This is a genomic window from Paucibacter sp. B51, assembly GCF_027863535.1.
In the GTDB taxonomy this organism is placed as follows: domain Bacteria; phylum Pseudomonadota; class Gammaproteobacteria; order Burkholderiales; family Burkholderiaceae_C; genus Paucibacter_A; species Paucibacter_A aquatilis.
Window position 1 is genome coordinate 1,937,000 of the sequence record NZ_JAPIVN010000001.1, and the last position, 18,672, is coordinate 1,955,671.

At 67.6% G+C, this 18,672-nt stretch carries 15 protein-coding genes, 1 other RNA gene and 1 pseudogene; 1 reads left to right on the plus strand and 16 read right to left on the minus strand.

Translation table 11 applies throughout. The features are described from left to right. Positions 1-93: 93 nt before the first annotated feature. The 13 genes and pseudogenes from OOB33_RS08205 to OOB33_RS08265 all read right to left on the minus strand — a co-directional run bounded on the left by OOB33_RS08205 (position 94) and on the right by OOB33_RS08265 (position 13,166). Positions 94-633 (minus strand): SRPBCC family protein, encoded by a 540-nt coding sequence (locus OOB33_RS08205; protein WP_271008328.1) that lies wholly within the window; start codon positions 631-633, stop codon positions 94-96. A gap of 137 nt (positions 634-770) precedes the next feature. Beyond that, positions 771-1,241 (minus strand): hypothetical protein, encoded by a 471-nt coding sequence (locus OOB33_RS08210; RefSeq protein WP_171827505.1) that lies wholly within the window; start codon positions 1,239-1,241, stop codon positions 771-773. Between the two features lie 139 nt (positions 1,242-1,380). Next, positions 1,381-2,772 (minus strand): bifunctional UDP-N-acetylglucosamine diphosphorylase/glucosamine-1-phosphate N-acetyltransferase GlmU, encoded by a 1,392-nt coding sequence (gene glmU / locus OOB33_RS08215; protein WP_271008329.1) that lies wholly within the window; start codon positions 2,770-2,772, stop codon positions 1,381-1,383. 119 nt (positions 2,773-2,891) lie between these two features. Beyond that, a complete protein-coding gene (locus OOB33_RS08220) occupies positions 2,892-3,515 on the minus strand; it encodes a DUF4136 domain-containing protein (protein ID WP_171827507.1) in 624 nt (207 codons plus the stop codon). An 85-nt stretch (positions 3,516-3,600) separates the two neighbouring features. After that, positions 3,601-4,584 (minus strand): tRNA 2-thiocytidine(32) synthetase TtcA, encoded by a 984-nt coding sequence (gene ttcA / locus OOB33_RS08225; RefSeq protein WP_442953040.1) that lies wholly within the window; start codon positions 4,582-4,584, stop codon positions 3,601-3,603. A gap of 154 nt (positions 4,585-4,738) precedes the next feature. Next, positions 4,739-5,107 carry a dihydroneopterin aldolase gene (locus OOB33_RS08230; protein WP_223696736.1) on the minus strand — a complete coding sequence of 123 codons (369 nt, stop codon included), beginning with the start codon at positions 5,105-5,107 and terminating at the stop codon, positions 4,739-4,741. A 237-nt stretch (positions 5,108-5,344) separates the two neighbouring features. Further along, positions 5,345-6,094 (minus strand): annotated as a pseudogene (locus tag OOB33_RS08235) (NAD(P)/FAD-dependent oxidoreductase); the annotation flags it as partial. Between the two features lie 36 nt (positions 6,095-6,130). Beyond that, positions 6,131-6,754, minus strand: a complete 624-nt coding sequence (locus OOB33_RS08240; RefSeq protein ID WP_271008331.1) for a sulfite oxidase heme-binding subunit YedZ — start codon at positions 6,752-6,754, stop codon at positions 6,131-6,133. Positions 6,755-6,765: 11 nt separating this feature from the next. Further along, positions 6,766-7,764: a protein-methionine-sulfoxide reductase catalytic subunit MsrP gene (gene msrP, locus OOB33_RS08245; RefSeq protein WP_271008332.1), complete on the minus strand. Its 999-nt coding sequence runs from the start codon at positions 7,762-7,764 to the stop codon at positions 6,766-6,768. A gap of 133 nt (positions 7,765-7,897) precedes the next feature. Further along, positions 7,898-8,632, minus strand: a complete 735-nt coding sequence (locus tag OOB33_RS08250; protein ID WP_165794572.1) for a substrate-binding periplasmic protein — start codon at positions 8,630-8,632, stop codon at positions 7,898-7,900. A 133-nt stretch (positions 8,633-8,765) separates the two neighbouring features. Next, on the minus strand, positions 8,766-10,151 hold the full coding sequence (ccsB, locus tag OOB33_RS08255; RefSeq protein ID WP_271008333.1) for a c-type cytochrome biogenesis protein CcsB: 1,386 nt from the start codon (positions 10,149-10,151) through the stop codon (positions 8,766-8,768). Further along, positions 10,148-12,253: a cytochrome c biogenesis protein ResB gene (locus tag OOB33_RS08260; RefSeq protein ID WP_271010023.1), complete on the minus strand. Its 2,106-nt coding sequence runs from the start codon at positions 12,251-12,253 to the stop codon at positions 10,148-10,150. Before OOB33_RS08260 ends, ccsB begins: the two co-directional genes overlap by 4 nt. 283 nt (positions 12,254-12,536) lie before the next feature. Beyond that, positions 12,537-13,166 carry a c-type cytochrome gene (locus OOB33_RS08265; protein ID WP_102768038.1) on the minus strand — a complete coding sequence of 210 codons (630 nt, stop codon included), beginning with the start codon at positions 13,164-13,166 and terminating at the stop codon, positions 12,537-12,539. A 71-nt stretch (positions 13,167-13,237) separates the two neighbouring features. Between OOB33_RS08265 and yihA the strand changes: the two genes are divergently transcribed. Next, positions 13,238-14,029 (plus strand): ribosome biogenesis GTP-binding protein YihA/YsxC, encoded by a 792-nt coding sequence (yihA, locus tag OOB33_RS08270; RefSeq protein WP_102768037.1) that lies wholly within the window; start codon positions 13,238-13,240, stop codon positions 14,027-14,029. An 8-nt stretch (positions 14,030-14,037) separates the two neighbouring features. Here the strand turns inward: yihA and OOB33_RS08275 are convergent. From OOB33_RS08275 to OOB33_RS08285, 3 genes are all read right to left on the minus strand, one after another. Next, a non-coding RNA gene (locus tag OOB33_RS08275) (sX9 sRNA) lies at positions 14,038-14,112 on the minus strand. A 62-nt stretch (positions 14,113-14,174) separates the two neighbouring features. After that, the gene (locus OOB33_RS08280; RefSeq protein ID WP_271008334.1) at positions 14,175-16,424 is read right to left on the minus strand and encodes a patatin-like phospholipase family protein; all 2,250 of its coding nucleotides are present in this window, start codon (positions 16,422-16,424) and stop codon (positions 14,175-14,177) included. Continuing rightward, entirely contained in the window at positions 16,414-18,432 is a 2,019-nt protein-coding gene (locus OOB33_RS08285) for a DUF1631 family protein (protein WP_165794571.1), read from the minus strand. Before OOB33_RS08285 ends, OOB33_RS08280 begins: the two co-directional genes overlap by 11 nt. Positions 18,433-18,672: the final 240 nt, after the last annotated feature.

Below are 18,672 nucleotides of genomic sequence, written 5' to 3' on the forward strand. Positions count from 1 at the left end.
GCCCATAGCCCTGCCAAGTGATTGATCTGTCAGGCGTTTCCTTGGTCTGCTTCATTTTTGAGCATGGTGCATGACGGCCGTCCGGCCGCGCGCTCAAGCGCCGGACCCGCGTTCAGCCACCTGCTTCAGCCGCGCCAGGCCGGCCTCGAAATCGGGGCCCACCATGCCATCGGCGAACAAGGCCAACCAGTGGAACAAGGGGTTCTTGCCCATGTCGCCGTCCATGGTCCAGATCAGCTCGGTGCCGCCGTTGCGAGCCTGCAGGCGCAGCTCGCCATATGAGGTGGTGCCGAAGTCGGGAAAGTAGAGCGCGTAGGCCACGCGCTGGCCGGGCTCGGCGGCCGTGAAGCTCATGGTGCCATCGCCCTCGGTCTTGCTTTTCCAGGCCCAGACCGCGCCGGCCCCGGATTCCGGGCCGCTGTACTCGATCTGCATGGCTGGGTCGCGCTGGTTCCAGACACTCCAGAGCTTCCATTGCCGCGGGCTGGCCACCAGGGCATAGACGGCGTCAGGGCTGGCCTGGATCTGCACGGTGCGGCTGACCTGGAACTTCGGCGACAGCAGCAAGCCGCCCAGCAGCAGACCGGCCAGCAGCGCGATCAGGGCGAGCGCGATGAATTTCAGGGCTTTCATGGCAGAGGCTCCTTGGCAAGCCCGATGCGGGCGGAACGAAAAAGCAAAAGGGCGCGGCACGGAAGTGCGGCGCCCTTGCGGGGGGTGTGGCGGTGCTCGCCTCAGTGGGTGACTCAGTGGATGACTCTTTGGATGACTCAGTGAGTGAGGGCCTGGCGAGGGGCCGCCAGCTCGGCATCGACCCAGGCTTCCTGGCTCAGTTCACGCGCGGCCGACAGCTGTTGGCAGAGCTCGAACACGCCCAGGTTGTCGGCGCCTTCGGCCTCGGGGACTGGGGCGCTGCTGATTTCGGCGGGCAGATCGGCCAGGGCGCCCAGCAACTGGAACAGCAGCTCCAGCGTGGGCTCGCCGTCGGCCTCCATCTGGCGCGCCAGACCGAGGCTGCGGCAGAGGTACCAGCAGGCGCTGGCGGCGTCATCGCATTTGGCTTGGTACAGGGCCTGGGTTTCCAGGGCTTCGGCACGCGCGTTCTGTTCTTCGCGCGCCTGGATCTCGTCCAGGGTCTGCCAGGAGCTGTCGATCAAGAATGCCTCTTCGCCGAGGGAACTGGCCGCGTCGGTCGAGTTGTCGGCCAGACGTCGTGCGGATGCTGCGAGATTGCGCGCCATGATGTGCCCTTTGAGACTGCTGAAGGAACCTGTTGCGAAATCCTAGGCGCTGGGCCCGGGCGGCGCGCCCCCGCAGACGGGGGTGAAGCGCCGGGCCAGGCTCGGCCTGCGTGCGATTATCACGCCCGCTCGGCCGATCTCAGCGTTTCTTGAGCGGCCGGCTCCAGCCGGCGATGGCCACCTGTTTGCCGCGCGCCACACTCAGCTCGCCGGCTGCCACCGGCTTGGTGATGGTGGAGCCGCCGCCGATGGTGGCGCCGGCACCGATCTCGACCGGCGCGATCAGCACGCAGTTGCTGCCCACATGCACATCGGCGCCGATCACGGTGCGGTGCTTGTTGGCGCCGTCGTAGTTGGCGGTGATGGAGCCGGCGCCGTAGTTGACGCGCTCGCCCACGGTGGCATCGCCGAGATAGGCCAGGTGGTTGGCCTTGGCGCCCTTGGCCAGGGTGGAGTTCTTGACCTCGACGAAATTGCCGATGTGGACCTCGTCACCGAGGTCGGCGCCGGGGCGCAGGCGGGCGAAGGGGCCGATCAGGGCGCCGGCGCCGACCTGGGCGCCGCCGGCCTTCTCGCCGTCGATGTGGGTGAACTCATGAATGCGGGTGCCGGCACCGATGCTGGCATTGCGGATCACGCAGTTGGCGCCGATGCGAACGTTGTCGCCTAGAACGACGGTGCCTTCGAACACACAGTTGACGTCGATCTCTACGTCCTGGCCGCAGCTCAAGGTGCCACGCACATCGAAGCGGCGCGGGTCGGCCAGGCGCACGCCGGCTTCCAGCAGGGTTTCGGCTTGTTCCAACTGGAAACGACGCTCCAAGTCGGCCAGCTGCACCGGGCTGTTGACGCCCAGCACCTCGGTCTCGTTCGGTGCGGCAATGCCCAGCACCGGCACGCTCTCGGCCACAGCCATGGCGACGATGTCGGTCAGGTAGTACTCGCCCTGGGCGTTTTCGTTCTTCAGCTGGCTGACCCAGCGTTTCAGCGCGCCGGTGGGGGCGGCCATCATGCCGGTGTAGCCCTCTCGGATGGCGCGCTGCTCGGCGCTCGCGTCCTTGTGCTCGACGATGGCCAGCACATTGCCGTCCGCTTGGCCACCTTGGCGCACGATGCGGCCGTAGCCGGTCGGGTCGCTCAGGTGGATGGTCAGCAGCACCAGGGCCTTGCCATCACAAGCTTGGACAAGGGCTTGGGCGGTGGCCTGTTTGATCAGGGGCACATCGCCGTTCAGGATCAGGGTCGTGCCTTCGTCCTCGGGCAGCGCCGGCACGGCCTGCTGGATGGCGTGGCCGGTGCCCAGCTGGGGCATCTGGCGCACGAACTGCACGCCGGGGCCGGCGACGGCGGCTTCTACCGCCTCGGCACCATGGCCAGTGATGACCACATTGCGCTGGGCTTGCAGGCCCTGTGTCATGTCCAGCACATGGCGCAGCAAGGAGCGGCCGGCCAGCTTGTGCAAGACCTTGGGCAAGGCCGATTTCATGCGGGTGCCCTTGCCCGCGGCCATGATGACAATGTTCAGCGCCATGTGAATGCAAGCGGGGCGGTGACCGCCCCGTGAGGTTTCAGTGAAGCGCTGATTATCAGCCGGCCTGGATGACAGCCCGCTGCGGGCTTGCCATGAGTAGTCCGGCGGGGCGACGGTGCTCAGCGGATCGCTTGCACCACCACGCGGTGCGGCTCGGGCCGCACCTTGGGGAAGTCGCTCAGCGCAGCTTCGAACAAGGCGCCGGCCAGTTCGCTGGGACCCTGGGTCATGCCTTCATTGCTGGCGCGGGCTTCGTAAAGCGGCTCGGCGGTCCGGCGGTCACGCAGCAGCACGGCGACCGAGCGGTCGTAGCGGCGATCCAGCATGTCCGAGGGGTGGTAGAAGCCGATGCGGCCCAGGCCGCCGTAGCGCCAGTGGGCATAGCTGCCCTGCCAGCGCCACCACAGCGGGTCGTCCCAGGGCGCGCGCTCTTGCGGATCCACGCGCATGCCCAGGGACACCAGCACATCGGCACTCTTGGCGTCAGCGGCTTCGGTGAATCCGGCCTTCAGCAGAGCCGCGCGCGCTGCGGCTTCGATGCGGGCCTGGGCCTCGGCCACTGCGCCCGCCTGTGCTTGCGAGGGCAGTCGCTCGAACGCAAAGCTGCCCGGCTTGCGGCTCTCGGGCCAGGTGCCGAAGCTGGAGACTTCGCTGCTGATGCTGTAGGGGCCGCTGCAGGCACTCAGGCCCAGCGCGGCCACGGCACCGAAGACAGCCAGAAGGGAACGACGAGGAATGTGCATGGCGGGCTCCTAACGTATTGTTCTGATGGCTTTGATTGTGAACCGAATCCAAGCCCGCTTTGTTGTCCTTGTGTTGTCGAAGGATTTACGTTTCTTGACGGTGGATGCTGATCACCGAGGGGCTGGCGCTGGCTTGCGGCGTGCTGCAGGCCTCGTCCTCGTCGAAGGCGATGTCGCCATTGGCGTCGGGCTTGCCATCGGCCTTGATGGTCTGGAAGGGGAAGAGGTCCCGGTCCATCATGTGCGAGGGCACGATATTGCCCATGGCGGTGAACATATTCTCGATGCGGCCCGGGTACTTCTTCTCCCACTCGTTGATCATGGCCTTGACCTGTACGCGCTGCAGGTTCTCCTGGCTGCCGCAGAGGTTGCAGGGAATGATGGGGAACTCGCGGTGCGCGGCCCAGCGCACCAGATCGGGCTCGGCCACATAGGCCAGGGGGCGGATCACCACATGCTCGCCTGAATCGCTGACCAGCTTGGGCGGCATGCCCTTCATGCGGGCGCCGAAGAACATATTCAGCAGCAGGGTGACGATGATGTCGTCGCGGTGGTGGCCCAGGGCGATCTTGGTGGCACCCAGCTCGCTGGCCACCCGGTAGAGGTTGCCGCGGCGCAGGCGCGAGCACAGGCTGCAGGTGGTCTTGCCCTCGGGCACCAGGCGCTTGACGATGGAGTAGGTGTCCTGCTCCTCGATGTGGAAGGGGATGCCGCGCGACTTCAGGTACTCGGGCAGCACATGCTCGGGGAAACCGGGCTGCTTCTGGTCGAGGTTGACGGCGACGATGTCGAACTGGATCGGCGCGCGCTTCTGCATGTTCAGCAGGATGTCCAGCAGCGAGTAGCTGTCCTTGCCGCCGGACAGGCAGACCATGACCTTGTCGCCGTTCTCGATCATGTTGTAGTCGACGATGGCCTGGCCCACCTGGCGGTGCAGGCGCTTGGACAGCTTGTTGATCTCGCGCGAGGCCTTTTTGTCTTGCGCCGCGCTTTCGTCGCTGGCCGGCGCGGCCGCTTCCAGCTGGCTGGGCAGATCGAGGTTCAGGGTGGGGGCGTCTTGGGTGTTCAGCATGATGGGGTCTGTCCTTGCTATCGCGGCAGTCTGTGTCATTGAGCGCCCCGCCAGGGGCTGCGAATCTTCGCGTGGCGCGCGTGGAGCCGGCTCTGCCGGGCCACCGGGCGCTGCCCCTTGAGGGGTGCGCGAAGCGCGTCGGGGTGGTCCACTACCACTGGCCGCATTCGGCGCTGATGGCAACCTGGCAGTCGGGGAAGATTTCGAGTTTGGTGACCTTGATGCGCACGCCGGCCACGCCGGGCAGCTTCATCAAGCGGGTGCATAGCTTGCCGAGCAAGGCTTCGAGCAGGTCGGTGTGCTCGGCCGTGCACTCGTCGATGATGATGGCGCGCACGCGGCGGTAGTCCAGCACATGGCCGATGTCGGCATCGCGCGAGACGATTTGCTGGGCACCGAGGTTGACCTCGGCATCGACCTGGATCGGTTGCGGGCCTTCGCGCTCGAAGTCCAGCACGCCGAGGTTGGCGCCAAAGCGCAGGCCGGTGATGTGGATGATCTGGCGGTTGTTGCGGCGCAGGGCCAGGCTGGGCTGACCCTCTTGCAGAGGGCGCAAAAAGGCCTCGACGGCCTTGGCCGCCACCACACCGTCGCCCAGTGCGGTCTGCACGCAGGGGTGCTGGCGGCCGCTGGCGTCGCCGGCCACGAACAGGCCCAGGGGCGCAAAGCGCGGCTCGTCGCGGAACGGGTGAGACGGTGCCGTGATGCCGGCGCGCTGCAGGGCGTCACCCACCTGCAGCCAGGCGCTGGGCTCCGCTTCGAAGCCGAGCAGCACGGCCACATGGTCAAAGCGTTCCTCGCCAAAGGCCTGAGATTGCACCGTGACACCGGCCTCGTCCGGCAGCAGCCGGCTTGGCATCGGGCTGGGCAGGCGGGTCTGGACGGCACCGGCCAGGCCCTGGATGCGTTCCACCAGCCGCTGCTGGGCGCGCCAGTCGCTGCGCGACCAGAGCGTGACCTGGTGGCCGCGTGCCTGCAGGTAGAGCGCGTTCTCGGCCGCGTTGTCACCGCCGCCGAGCAGCAGGATGCGCGCCGGCGCCAGTTGTTCGCGGCAGGCGGTCAGGCTCAGCGCATCGAGCACACGCGGGTGGGGCAAGGGCGAGGGGAAGAAGGCTTCGGGGCGCAGCGGCTTGAGGCCGGTGGCCAGCAGGAGGGCGCGGGCCTGAACGCTGCTGCCGTCCTCCAGGCGCAGGCGCCAGCCTTCGCCGGCCAGCCAGTCCAGATGGGCGCAGCTCTGGCCCAGCACCGTGTGCACCTCGCTCAGCCCCTCAACCTGTCGCGCGTACTGCTGGCCCAAGTCGGCCAGCTTTTGGCCCGGTGCCCCCAGCACCCAATCCTGGTTGAACTGCAGGCTTTGCAGGCCGGCGCAGAGCTGCGGCGCCCGCTCCACCAACAGCACGCGCAGGCCCAGCTGCTGCAGCCAAGAGGCCGCGCTGCAGCCGGCCGGCCCGCCACCAAGGATGGCGACATCGAGCTGCGGAGGGAGTGCGTTGGAGGTGTGGGGCATGGGGGGAGGCTGCGGCGCGAGGATCAAGGCGCCGGATTATCCCAGTTCACGCCTTGCGCCGCTCCGCCAGGCCCGCCACAGCCGCCAGCCCAGCAGCAGGCCGAGGATGGCGCCGTAAAGCGCCGGCTCGGCAAAGTTGTTCTTGCCCGCGCGCATCCAGATGAAGTGGGCCAGGGCGATCAGGCTGAGCACATAGACCGCGCGATGCAGGCGCTGCCAGCGCGCTGCGCCCAGGGCCTTGATGGCGCGGTTGAAGGAGGTCAGGGCCAGGGGCAGCAAGAGCAGCCAGGCGACAAAGCCCATCAGGATGAAGGGCCGCTTGAGGATGTCGCGGCCGATGTCGCCGAGCTCCAGTCCCATGTCCAGCCAGCCGTAGGCCAGCAGGTGCAGGCTGGCGTAGAAAAAGCTGAACAGGCCCAGCATGCGGCGAAAACGGGCCAGGGCCGGCTGGCCGCTGAGCACGCGCAGCGGCGTCACGGCCAGGGTCAGGCAGAGGCCGCGCAAGCTCCAGTCACCGAGGCCCCGGATCAAGGCCTCGGCCGGGTTGGCGCCGAGCCGGTCGGTGGCGGCGGCCGCGATCAGCCAGGCCAGAGGCGCCAGGCAGATCAAGAACAGCAGGGGCTTGGCCGCGGGGTGCAGCCAGAGGGAGCGGCGCGCCATGCAGGGCGGCCTCAGTAGAACTTCTTCAGGTCCATGCCGGCGTAGAGCGAGGCCACCTGCTCGGCATAGCCGTTGAACATCAGGGTGGGGCGTTTCTTGGCGAACAGGCCGTCTTCGCCGATGCGGCGCTCGCTGGCCTGGCTCCAGCGCGGGTGGTCCACCTGCGGGTTCACATTGGAATAGAAGCCGTATTCGCTGGCCGCGGCGCGGGTCCAGCTGGACACCGGTTGCTTTTCAACGAAGCGGATCTTGACGATGGACTTGGCCGATTTGAAGCCGTACTTCCAGGGCAGGACCAGTCGCACCGGTGCGCCGTTCTGGTTGGGCAGCACTTCGCCGTACATGCCGAAGGCCAGCAGGCTCAGCGGGTGCATGGCTTCATCGATGCGCAGGCCCTCGGTGTAGGGCCAGTCCAGCACGCCCGAGCGCAGGCCCTGCATCTGGCTGCGGTCGGCCAGGCTGATGAACTCCACATACTTGGCGCGCGAGTTGGGCTCGACCCGCTTGATCAGCTCGGCCAGCGAATAGCCCACCCACGGAATCACCATGCTCCAGCCTTCGACGCAACGCAGGCGGTAGATGCGCTCTTCCATGGGGCTGAGCTTGAGCAGCTGGTCCAGATCGAAGCTGCCGGGCTTGCCGACTTCGCCTTCCACCGCGACCGTCCAGGGGCGCGGCTTCAGGCTGCCGGCCGTGCGGGCCGGGTCGGATTTGTCGGTGCCGAATTCGTAGAAGTTGTTGTAGCTGCTGGCGTCTTCATAGCGGGTCAGCTTGTCCAGGCTCATGGCGCCGGCCACCGTGCTCTTGGCGCCGGGCAGCTTGGCCAGCTTGCCGGGGCCGGCGGTCTGCGCCAGGGCCTCGCGGCCGGCCCAGGCGGCCAGGCCGGCGCCGGCGGCACCGCTGGCCATCAGCTGCAGCCAGTGGCGGCGCTGCTGGTAGACCGCCTGTGGCGTGATCTCCGAGGCCAGGATGGGCGTGCTCGGGGCAAGGTGGCGGTCGGTGTGGCGCATGGCGGGCGGCAATCGAGGAGGAGGTGGGTCTCTGTCGCGAGAACGAGCCTTGAGCTTACGGGCTGCCGCAAAATTTTGCCGGGCCCGGGGCCAATGTCCCGCGGGCGGGTGGCTGTGGCGCCAGGCGCCAGCCTCAGTTCCAGCCGGCGGGGCAGGGCAGGGCCCGCAGCAGGCGGCCGTGTTCGCCACTGTCCTTGAGCTTTTTCAGGCCGAGGTTGAAGTCGCGCAAAAGCTCGGCGCTGCGTGCCACCTGTGGCGGCAGGATCAGGTGGGTGCTGAAGCTGTCGGTCAAGAGGCGCGGGTGGGCGGCGAACTGGGCCGCTTCGGCCGGCTTGAAATGATGGCCGAGCAGATCGCAAGCGACGTTGCGCTCCATGGGCAGCACATCGATGCGGCCCAGCAGCATCTTGCGCAAGCCGGCCAGGTCGGTGGGCGTGGCGTCACCGTCGAGCTCGCCGCTTTGGATCTTGGACCAGAACTCGGGCGTGTAGGTGTAGTCGCGCACATAGCCGACCTTGTAGCCGCGCAGATCGGCCAGGGTGGTCCAGTCGAGCTTGAGTTCGCGGCGGTAGACCAGCAGCCATTGCTCGGTCAGCACGTTGTCGCTGAGCAGGAAATCGCGCCGCCGCTCGGCCGAGGCCCCCCAGTAGGCGGAGGCGTCGTAGAGGCCCTGGCGGGTCTCCTGCTGGGCGCGGGCCCAGGGCAGGAAGTGGTACTGCACCTGGTAGCCGGCGAGGGCAAAGGCACGCCGCACGATGTCCAGGGCAATGCCCTGGTCCTGGCGGTTCTGGGTGGCATAGGGCGGCAGTTCACCGGTGGCGATGCGCAGCGGCGTGGCGACGGCGTGGCCGGCTGTGCTGGCCAGCATTCCGCAGAGGCTGAGCTGCAGTGCCCCCCACCCCAGCGCCCATCTACCCAGGGGCCCTCTACCCAGCTCTGCCAGCATCCTTCGCAGTGTCATGGCCGGGGCGGGCTGGCGACGCATGGGGGGGCTTAGGGTCTCAGAGCGTGCCGTAGGAGTGCAGGCCGGAGAGGAACATATTCACGCCCAGGAAGGCGAAGGTGGTGACCACCAGGCCCGCCAGCGCCCACCAGGCGGAGACGGCGCCGCGCAGGCCCTTCATCAAGCGCATGTGCAGCCAGGCGGCGTAGTTGAGCCAGACGATCAGGGCCCAGGTTTCCTTCGGGTCCCAGCTCCAGTAGCCGCCCCAGGCCTCGGCAGCCCAGAAGGCGCCCAGGATGGTGGCGATGGTGAAGAAGGCAAAGCCGAGGGCGATGGCCTTGTACATCAGGTCGTCCAGAGTGCTCAGCTCGGGCAGGCGGGCCGTCAGGCGGCTGCGCAAGGCCACGGCCATCACGAAGAAGACCAGCAGGCCGGCCATCTTGCGCGCCCAGCCGTCCAGGCCGGCGATGGTCTCGGCTGGCAGATCGGCACCGAAGCGGGCGGCCAGAATCATGGCGATCAGGGCCAGGGGCATGGCGATCAGGCCCAGGCTCAGCGCGCGCAAGCTGGCCGTCTTGAGCAGATAGGCCAGGGCCACCATGGCGGCCAGGGCGAAGGTGCCGTAGCCCACGAAATTGGCCGGCACATGGATCTTCATCCACCAGCTTTGCAGGGCCGGCACCAGGGGTTGGATCTCATGCGCCTCGCGCGCCACCGTGTACCACAGCAGGAAGCTGACCGCCGCGCTGATCACCAGCAGCACATAGGCGCCCAGGGCCCGGGTCTTGAACTTGGCTTCGTAGTACAGGTAGAACAGCGCCGTCATCCAGGCGAACAGCACGAAGACCTCGTAAAGGTTGCTGACCGGGATGTGGCCGATGTCCGGGGCGATCTGGTGGCTTTCGAACCAGCGCACCATGGTGCCCACCAGGGCCATGAAGACGGCGCCCCAGGTCAGACGCGAGCCGATGGCTTCGGCGGCACTGTTCTCGCCGCTCTTGGTGAAGAAGCCGCCCCAGTAGAACAGGGTGGCCATGTAGAAGAGCACGCTCATCCACAAGATGGCGCTCTGGCTGGACAGGGCGTATTTGAGCCAGAAGACCTTGTCGGCCGCGGCCAGATCGGCGCCAAAGGCATCGGGCGTCTGGACGTAGAGGCCGATGGCCAGCAGGCTGGCCGCGCCCACGCCGGCGCACAGCCAGCGCAGCGGCGCCCAGAACCAGCCCAGCGCGATCAGCGAGGGGATGGCGCAGACCAGGATGCCTTTTTCGTAGCCATCCATCGAGGCGCCGTAGCGCGAGAAGGCGAACAGGCCGCCGATCAGGATCAGGGCGGCGAAGCTCCAGTCGAGGGCGTCCCGGCCTGAGAAGTAGCCCAGGTCCTGGCTGCGCACCGGCCGACCGGTGCTGCGGAGGGTGCCGCTGCTGCTGCTTGCGCTGTTCATACGCCTTCTTCCTTGGAGAGATAGCCTTGCAATTGTTCGAACTCGGTGGCCATATCGGGCGATTCTCGGGTGCTGGCCATGGCCATGCGAACCCGGGTGGTTTCCGGCTGGCCCGGGCTGGGCTCCAGCCACAACCAGAGGCGGCGCTCGCGGATGTAGAGCATGGCAAACACGCCCACGATCAGCAAGACCGCGCCCAGATACACCAGCTTCTGGCCCGGTGCGCGCGTCACCTGGAACACGCTGGCCTGCACCTGCTTGAAATCCTGCAACTGCAGCAGCACCGGCGCCGGGTAGAACATGCTGTCCGACAGGGACAGCACGGCCTGGGTCATGAAGGCCTGGGTGGCACTGTCTGTCGGGGCCGAGGCCTGGCCGGCTTGCTCGCGGCCCAGCTTGTAGAGCTCGAACAGGCTGCCGTTGAGGATGCGCAGCAGCACTTCAGACACGCGCTGGCGCTCGCCCTCGGGCACTTCGCTTTCGATGAACTGGCTCAGGGCCGGCAGGCCGCCCCAGCCGTTGCTGCTGTCCACCTTGGCGCTCTCGGCGCCGGCAAACAGATTGAGTGCGCGGCGGGCGGTGGCCTGCAGCTGCGGCGTCATCTGCGGCTTGTCGTTGGGCGTGGCGGCCACGGCATAGCGGCGGGCGGCGCGTTCGCGCAACTCCGGGTCGAGCAGGTTCTGGCGCAAGCGCATCCAGCTGTCCATGCTCAGATCCGAATCCGCCGGAATGCGCAGGTAGCGGAAGGCTTCGGACGGGGTTTCGCGCACGCCGGCGAGGAAAACTCTTTGCCCGTCCAGATCGACCGGCAGCATGTAGTTGTTGTACTCGCGGGCCTGGCCGGCCGCATCGCGCAGGCGGTAGCTGAACGAGGGGCCGACATTGCGCAGCTCCTTGTCGGCGCCAGCGCGGGCGCCGCTGCCCATGTGGTTCTGCAGCTTGTTGACCAGATCGACGGCGCGCACATCGGTGCTGTCGGCCTTGCCCGCGCCTCCGCCGCTCATGTTCTCGACATTGATGACGCGCAGCCCGGCAAACTCCAGGCGCAGGCTGTCGCTGGGCTTGCCGCCATCTTGCGGGGCGAAGCCATCCAGCTGTGTGCTGCCACCGACCACCCCGTCGATCTCGAAGGGCTTGGCCGCTGCTGCAGCGGCTTTGCGGCCCATGGGCAGGGCTTGCAGCTTGAGGCTGGATCCACCGTCTTCAAAACTGCTTTGGTAGATGGCAATGCCGCGGTGCTGGGCCGGCTCGTTGACCTTGACCCGCTTTTCGGTCGTCAACCCGGTCTCGCGATCACGGATCACGATGTCGCTGGCGAACAGCTTGGGCATGCCGGTGTCGTAGTACTCGACGATGAACTTCTTCAGCTCCACATCGAAGGGCAGGTCCTGCAGCACCACGCCGCTGGGCATGGACAGGATGGCCGTGCCGGCCGTGGCGCCCTCCGGCACCATCAGGTTGCCGCGGAAGCTGGGGTTGTTGGGCGGCAGGCGGTGCTCGGGCTTGACCTCGCTGATCAGGCCGCCACCTTCATAAATCGTCTTGCCCTGGGCCCACATCAGGCCGCGCACCAGCAGGTCGCCGTCCAGCAGGCCGCCGATGCAGACCAGCACGATGGCCGAATGCGCCGCCAGATAACCGATCTTGTTGCTGGCGCCGCGCCGTGCCGCCAGCATCACGCCACGGTCACGCACCTGCACTTTGGTTTTCCAACCGCCTGCCGCCAGGCGGCTCTTCAAGTCAGCGAGCGCGGCTTCGGGCGCGCGGCTCAGCTGCAGGATGGCCTTGTGGTGGTGGGCTTGCAGGGACTGCTCGCGCACCGACTCCTTGAAGTTCCGAATGTCCTGCAGGATCTTGGGCGTGTTGCGTGTGATGCACAGGCTGGTGGAGACCACCAGAAAAGCCAGGATCAGCAGAAACCACCAGGCGCCGTAGACGGTGTAGAGGTCGAACTTGCCGAACACCTCAGACCAGAAAGGTCCGAACTGGTTGACGTAGTTGTTCAGCGGTTCGCGCTGCTTGACCACGGTGCCGATCACCGAGGCGATGCAGATCACGGTCAGCAAGGCGATGGCGAAACGCATCGAGGCCAGCAAATCCATCAGCTCCCGGGCAGCGGAATGCGGCGCCACGGCCACCGGGGCCAGGGCAGGGGCTGGACCAGCCTGAGGCGCGGGGGCCGGCGCCGCCGCTTCGGTCGGGGCCGCTGGCGGCGGCTCGGCCGGCACGGTGTCGTGCGCGTACTCGCTGGAAGGTAGGGTGTCGCTCATGGAAGCAGGATTGTCGGTGGGCGAGAGGCGTCGAGGGCGAGACCATGAAAAAAGGCCGGTGAAATCCACCGGCCTTGTTTGTGATCAGGTGCAGCGGCCGAAGGCTCGCTTGGGCTCAGCGCAGGCCGGCGATGTAGTCGGAGACGGCCTTGATCTCGCGATCGTTGAGCTTGGCGGCCACGCCGATCATCTGGGCGTTGTTGCCGCGGGCGCCGGAGCGGAAGGCGATCAGCTGCGCTTCGGTGTAATCCGAGTGCTGGCCGGCCAGACGCGGGTACTGGGCCGGCATGCCAGCGCCGTTGGGGCTGTGGCAGCCGGCGCAGGCCGGGATCGAACGCTCGGCAATGCCGCCGCGGTAGATCTTTTCGCCCAGCTCGACCAGGGTCTTGTCCTTGGCGAAGCCCGGCTTGGCTTGCTTGGAGGCATAGAAGGCGGCGACATGCTTGATGTCTTCGTCCGATACGGTGGCGGCCATGCCTTGCATGACGGCGTTCTTGCGGATGCCGGCCTTGAACTCGGTCAGCTGCTTGGCCAGGTATTCGGGGTGTTGGCCTTGCAGGATGGGGTTGGCCGGGCTGCCGCGCGAACCGTCTGCCGTGTGGCAGGCGGCGCAGACCTGGGCCGCAATGGTGCCGCCTTTGGCCAGGTCGGGCTTGGCGGAGGCCTTGGCTTCGCTGGCTTGTGCCGCCGAGAAAGTGGCGAATGCAAGCACGAGGCTCGTGGTCAGGACAGCAGCAGTCTTCATCATGAATTTATTGATTCGGTAAGCGCAACCCATAGATTTTACAATGGCAATCCATCAAGCCTGAATACTTCATGACCAACACCACTTCTGAGCCGCAAGAAATCGCGCCAAATCCGGTTGCCGCGGCCGCCCCCACCGACAAGGTGGTGTTGGGCTGGACCCACACTGCGCGCTTCCTGACCACCGCCAGCCAGCTGGTCCATCTGCCGCCCAATGAGCTGCCCGAGATCGCCTTCGTCGGTCGCTCGAACGCCGGCAAATCCACGGCCATCAACACTCTGGCCCAGCAAAAGCGCCTCGCCTTTGCGTCCAAGACACCGGGTCGCACCCAGCACATCAATCTGTTCCATCTGGGCCCCAAGGACGCGCCGAACGCGCTGTTCGCCGACCTGCCCGGTTACGGCTATGCGGCGGTGGCCAAGGCCGCCAAGCTGCGCTGGCAGAAGGTGATGGCCGACTATCTGGAGGTGCGGCGCAGCCTGTCGGGCGTGGTGCTGATGGTGGACTCGCGCCTGGGCCTGACCGATCTGGACAAGCAGCTGCTCGAGTTCGTCACTCCGCGCGTGCGCAATGGCGAAATCAAGCTGTTGGTGCTGCTGACCAAGGCCGACAAGCTCAATCGCAAGGAGGCCGATGCAGCCTTCTTCGCCACCCAGGATTTCCTCGGCGACATCGTCACCGAAGAGTCGGATGTGCGCGTGACCCTGTTCTCCGCGCTCAAGAAGCAGGGCGTGGCCGATGTCGCCCACATCCTGTACGAGTGGGCCCACAGCGCCACCCTGGTCAAGGCCAGCTTCAACCCCGAGGACCTGCCCGACCCGGCGGCCCAGGTGGACGAGGCCGTGCGGCCTGCTGCCGAGTAATCGGCGCTGGCGTACTGTCTGTTGCGAGCCGCCGTCAGGCAAGGCGGACGGCGCGCAGGAACCGGAACGTACTTGAGGTACGTGAGGATTCCGAGCACCGGCCAACGCCGCATGGCGGTGGCGCAGCAAGACAGCGCGCAAGCGCTCAGGGCCGGCCGATGAAGAGGTAGATGGCCTTGCTGCCCTGTGGGGCCATGCCCACCGCCAGGTAGAGCGGGCCGATGCCGGTGTCGGCGCCGATGAAGAGGCTGGCGGCCGTGCGCAAGTCCTTGCTGGAGACCTTGTCGTTCTGCCCCCAGGCATTGCCGATCTCCAGCGAGCCGCCGTAAAAGAAGCCACGCGTCAGCAGCGGCGTTTCACGCAGGCGGCGGTAGTAGGTGGCGCGGCCGAAGATCAGGGTGTCGCCGATCAGCTGCCCCGGCTGGTAGCCCGAGAGCTGCTGGAATCCGCCCAGCGAATACGGCCCTTGCGCCGAGTCTTCGGGCTGGCGGGCCAGGAAGGTTCGGGCATGCAGATTGAGCGTGTGCGTGCCCCAGCTGCGCACCCAGCTGCCTTGCAGCTCGGCACGGTGGAAGGCCGCGTGGCGCACGCTGCCGCCGCTTTGCTGGCCGGCAATCGCCTCGAACAGCACCCGGTAGCCGCGCTGTGGGAAGTTGGCGAAGTCCAGCTGGTCCACCACCGCCTTGAGGCGCAAGCCGGTTTCACTCCAGACCTTGTCCAGGCGGTTGTCGCTGAGCAGGGCCGGCGCCAGCTTGGGTGTGACCCGCCAGTTCTGGTGCTGCAGACCCAGGCGCAGCTCACCAAGGCGGCCCCAGGGCTGACCCAGATCGGCGCCGAAGGTCGCGGCCTGGCGCTGCAGCCGCGCCACGGCCACATCACTGGTGTCCTGGTAGAGCGTGAAATTGCGGCGATCGAGCTCGGCCCAGCCGGAGACAAACCAGTCATTCGAGCGGCCGAGCTGGAAGCTCAGCGGCTGGTAGATCTCGCTGTAGAAGCGCGGCGTCTGGCCAATGGTCAGCTGGTTGCGCCACTCGGTGCCCAGCGGGGTCAGCCAGTGGCGGTTGTGGGAGATGCGCAGATTGAAGGCGCTCTCGCCGTCGAAATCGGTGCTGAGGTCCAGGCCGATGCGGAAGTAGTTCGGGCCCCAGTGCTTGTCGTCCATGGTGAAGACAAGCGCGTCGCCGCCGGCGCGCTGCTCGACGTGGTAGTCGACTCGCTCATAGTCCCCCGAGGAGGCCAGCAGGCGCGCATCGCGCTCGGCCCGCTCGGTGTCGAAGATCTGGCCTGGCGCCGATTCCAGCTGCGCCTTGAAGCGCTCAGGGTTGGTGATGCTGCTGCCTTCGAACTGCACCGCTGCCAGCATGGCCTTGGGCTGGTTGCGGCGCACGCGTTCCAGCTGCCATTCGGCATAGGCCTCGGGCGACACGGCCAGGCTGCGCAGGCGCGGCAGCATGGCTTCGGCCGCGGCTTCGCCGGCGGCGATCAGTTCGCGGGTCTTGTCGAAATCGCTGGCGCCCAGCGGGCCCAGCTGCGGCGTGATCAAGAGATCGCTCGGCGCCAGCGTGGCCAGGCTGCGCTGGACGTTTTGCTCGGTCAGGATGTTGATCATCTGCCCGGTCACGCCGACGAGGGAGTTGAGTGCCGAGCGGCCCGACAGCGGCGTGCCGACATTGACGGCGATCAGGCGCTGCGCACCCAGGCTGCGGGCCACATCGACCGGCAGGTTGTTGACCAGGCCGCCGTCACCCAGGATGCGCTCCTGCCACTCGGTCGGCGCGAACACGCCGGGCACGCTCATGCTGGAGCGCAGGGCCAGGGCCAGATCGCCCCGGCTCATCACCAACTGGGCGCCAGTCTCCAGATCGGTGGCCACGGCCCGGAAGGGTGTGGGCAGATCGTCGAAGTTCTGCACATTGCGCACCGGCAGGGTGAAGCGGCGCAGCAGGATTTCCAGCCCGCGGCTGGACAGCGTGCCTTGCGGCAGGCGGATCTCGCCGTCGCGCATGCCCACCTCCACCGCCGGGGAGAACTCGAAATCCTCTTCCTTGCGGCGCTGCGAGAGCTGCTGCCGGTCGACCCGGCTGTTGAACACGGTGCCCCAGTTGACGGCCAGCAGCTCGCGCTCGAGATCGCGCGCACTCATGCCGCTGGCATAGAGGCCGCCGATGATGGCGCCCATGGAGGTGCCGGCCACCATATCGGCCGGGATGCGCTCGCGCTCCAGTACCTTGAGCACGCCGACATGGGCCAGGCCGCGCGCGCCGCCGCCCGAGAGCACCAGGCCGATGGGTGCTCGCTCGGCCGGGCCGGTGGTCTGTGCCTGGGCTTGGGCAAGCGGGCTGCCGATCAGCAGCGCCAGGGCCAGCAACAGGCCGGATCGGGCCTCAGGCCTCATCGTCCAGGTCTTGCATCAAGGTATCGACGGCGCGTTGCACCAGGCTGTTTTCATCAAGGGCGGTGATCAGGCCATGGGTTAGCAGGCGTTCCAGGGCCGCGCGGGTCAGCGAGTGGCGCTGGTCGGGGTCCTGGCCGACGAAGAGGAAGAACTGCCCGCTCTCGCTGATCCAGGCGACCTGGGCAGTCAGCCAGTGGCTTTGCACGAACAGGTGGTACCAGCCGCCGATGTGCAGGGCGTCCAGCCAGGCGCTGAGCGCGCTGCGCGCCTCGGCCGAGTCGTTCTGGTCGTAGAGCTGCACCGGCACCGTGGGCAGGTGGCCGCGGTTGACCCGGGTGTGGGCCCATTGCGTGGACATCTGCGATTCGCGTTCGACCAGCAGGCGCTGCAGCAGTTCCTCGGGGCTGAGCTCCTGCTTGCCGGCGCTGCGCTGGGCCGCCTCGATGGCCTTGGCCGCTTCGGGCAGGGCGTGCTGGCCGCGCAGCACGCGGCCATGCTGGAACATCAGCTCCTGCAGCACCGATTCGCGCTGCGCCTCGGGCAGGGCGATGGCATCGCAGCCGCTGCGCAGCCCGTCGATCAAGGCGGGCAGCTTCTGGCGCAGACGCTGGCGCGAGCGCTCGTCGGGCGCGTCGTGCAGGCTGTCCAGCAACTGGTCCACCCATTCGATGCGGGTCAGGGCCTGGCTGGATTCACGGCCGTGCAGCACCATGGCCTGCACGATCACCTCGGCCCAGGCCGTGCCCAGGAAGCGGCGCAGCTTGGGGCCCAGCGGGGCTTCGGCCGTCTGTTGCGCCAGCTGCTCGCGCAGCAGCTTGAGCCAGGCCTCGCGCATGGATTCGCGCTCGAGCGCACCCAGGGCCTGCGCGCTGCGCTCGCTGCGTTGCTGGGCCTGGCTGCTGATGTGGGCGTCGACCCGGCTCAGTGCCTGCTGGAACAGGGCGGCGCTCGGCAGCGCAGCGTCGATCAGGCCCTGGACTTCGCCTTCGACGATGCGCAGAAAGCTCTGCAGGCGCTCGTCATCGGCGCGCTCGAAGGCCATGCCATGCGCGGCCACGCGGTTGAGCAGCTGCCAGGTCGGATGGTCCTGCTTGTGCAAGAGATTGGCATCGCTGCGGGCCAGGCGCACCACGGCGACCTGCAGTCGGGCCAGCAAGGCCTTGAGCGGCGGCAGCAGGCGCGGGTCGGCCAGGATCTGGTCGTAGAGCCGGCTCAGCAGATCGGGGCCGGGGCCAGCGCGGAACACCGGCGCGGCGGCCGCTTGGCTTGGGCTGCTGCCGGCGGGCGGCAGCGGCATGGGCCGGCTGTTGTGCTCGTGCACGCGGCGGGCCAGGCCGTCCAGGGTGGCGGGCTGGGTGCTGCGCCGCGCCAGGGCCAGGCGCATGTCGGACTCGGGGCTGCTGCGCTGCGCCGCATGGCTGGCGACCATGGGGCTGAGGTCGGCCGCACGCACCTGGGCGCACAGGGCGCTGTAGACGCGCAGCATGCCGCTGGCCATGGGTTGCGAGGCCGCCTGCATCAGCTCGTAACGCGCCTGCGGCTCCATCTCGACGCTGGACAGAGCCACCAGCAGGGCCTGGGCAAACAGGGCCGGGCGCACCGGGTTCTCGTTCTTCAAGGCCCGCGCGGTGCCGCGCAGGGCGGCGAAGACATTGCCGAGCTGGTGCAGCTCGGCGCGGGCGTGCTCTTCCACGGCGTGGATCACATGGGCCACGGCCACGTCCTGCAAGGCCTGGCGGTCGTCGACCAGGCTCAGGGAGTTGATGTCGTCCAGCTTGCGCTGCAGCGGGTCTTCTCCGCGGGCCGAGGCCTGCAGCAGGGGCAGCAGGGCGGTTTCGAAATCGTTGGGGAAGCGCGCACGCATGCGCCGCCAGCCGTCCAGCAGGTGGAAGTGCTTGGGGCGGCTGTCCAACTCGTCCTGGATGGCGTTGAGCAGGTGACGACTCAGGCCCGGCGCCTGGGTCATGGCTTCGGTCAGCAGGGAATGCAGGGTAGGTGCGTTGGACATGCGAACGGGGTGCCGGATTTGGCGCTGATTATCAGCGTGCGCGGGCCGGCTGGCGCAGGCTTGTGGCGCCCGGGCTGCAAGAGCAGGTTCAGCGCCGGTGCCTGGTGTGCGGATTGGCACGCTGCCGCGCGGTCGACCCCTCGGTTCGCGGGGTGCCTGCGGCCGGCCTGAAGCGATGGATCGACCATGAAAAAAGGGGCACCTTGCGGTGCCCCTTTCGGAGGTCAGCGTGACAGGCCC

Coding starts and splice junctions, on each gene's coding strand:
- OOB33_RS08205 (WP_271008328.1), bottom strand. CDS start 633: ATGAAAGCCCTGAAATTCATCGCGCTCGCCCTGATCGCGCTGCTGGCC.
- OOB33_RS08210 (WP_171827505.1), bottom strand. CDS start 1,241: ATGGCGCGCAATCTCGCAGCATCCGCACGACGTCTGGCCGACAACTCG.
- glmU (WP_271008329.1), bottom strand. CDS start 2,772: ATGGCGCTGAACATTGTCATCATGGCCGCGGGCAAGGGCACCCGCATG.
- OOB33_RS08220 (WP_171827507.1), bottom strand. CDS start 3,515: ATGCACATTCCTCGTCGTTCCCTTCTGGCTGTCTTCGGTGCCGTGGCC.
- OOB33_RS08240 (WP_271008331.1), bottom strand. CDS start 6,754: ATGGCGCGCCGCTCCCTCTGGCTGCACCCCGCGGCCAAGCCCCTGCTG.
- msrP (WP_271008332.1), bottom strand. CDS start 7,764: ATGCGCCACACCGACCGCCACCTTGCCCCGAGCACGCCCATCCTGGCC.
- OOB33_RS08250 (WP_165794572.1), bottom strand. CDS start 8,632: ATGCTGGCCAGCACAGCCGGCCACGCCGTCGCCACGCCGCTGCGCATC.
- ccsB (WP_271008333.1), bottom strand. CDS start 10,151: ATGAACAGCGCAAGCAGCAGCAGCGGCACCCTCCGCAGCACCGGTCGG.
- OOB33_RS08260 (WP_271010023.1), bottom strand. CDS start 12,253: ATGGATTTGCTGGCCTCGATGCGTTTCGCCATCGCCTTGCTGACCGTG.
- OOB33_RS08265 (WP_102768038.1), bottom strand. CDS start 13,166: ATGAAGACTGCTGCTGTCCTGACCACGAGCCTCGTGCTTGCATTCGCC.
- yihA (WP_102768037.1), top strand. CDS start 13,238: ATGACCAACACCACTTCTGAGCCGCAAGAAATCGCGCCAAATCCGGTT.
- OOB33_RS08280 (WP_271008334.1), bottom strand. CDS start 16,424: ATGAGGCCTGAGGCCCGATCCGGCCTGTTGCTGGCCCTGGCGCTGCTG.
- OOB33_RS08285 (WP_165794571.1), bottom strand. CDS start 18,432: ATGTCCAACGCACCTACCCTGCATTCCCTGCTGACCGAAGCCATGACC.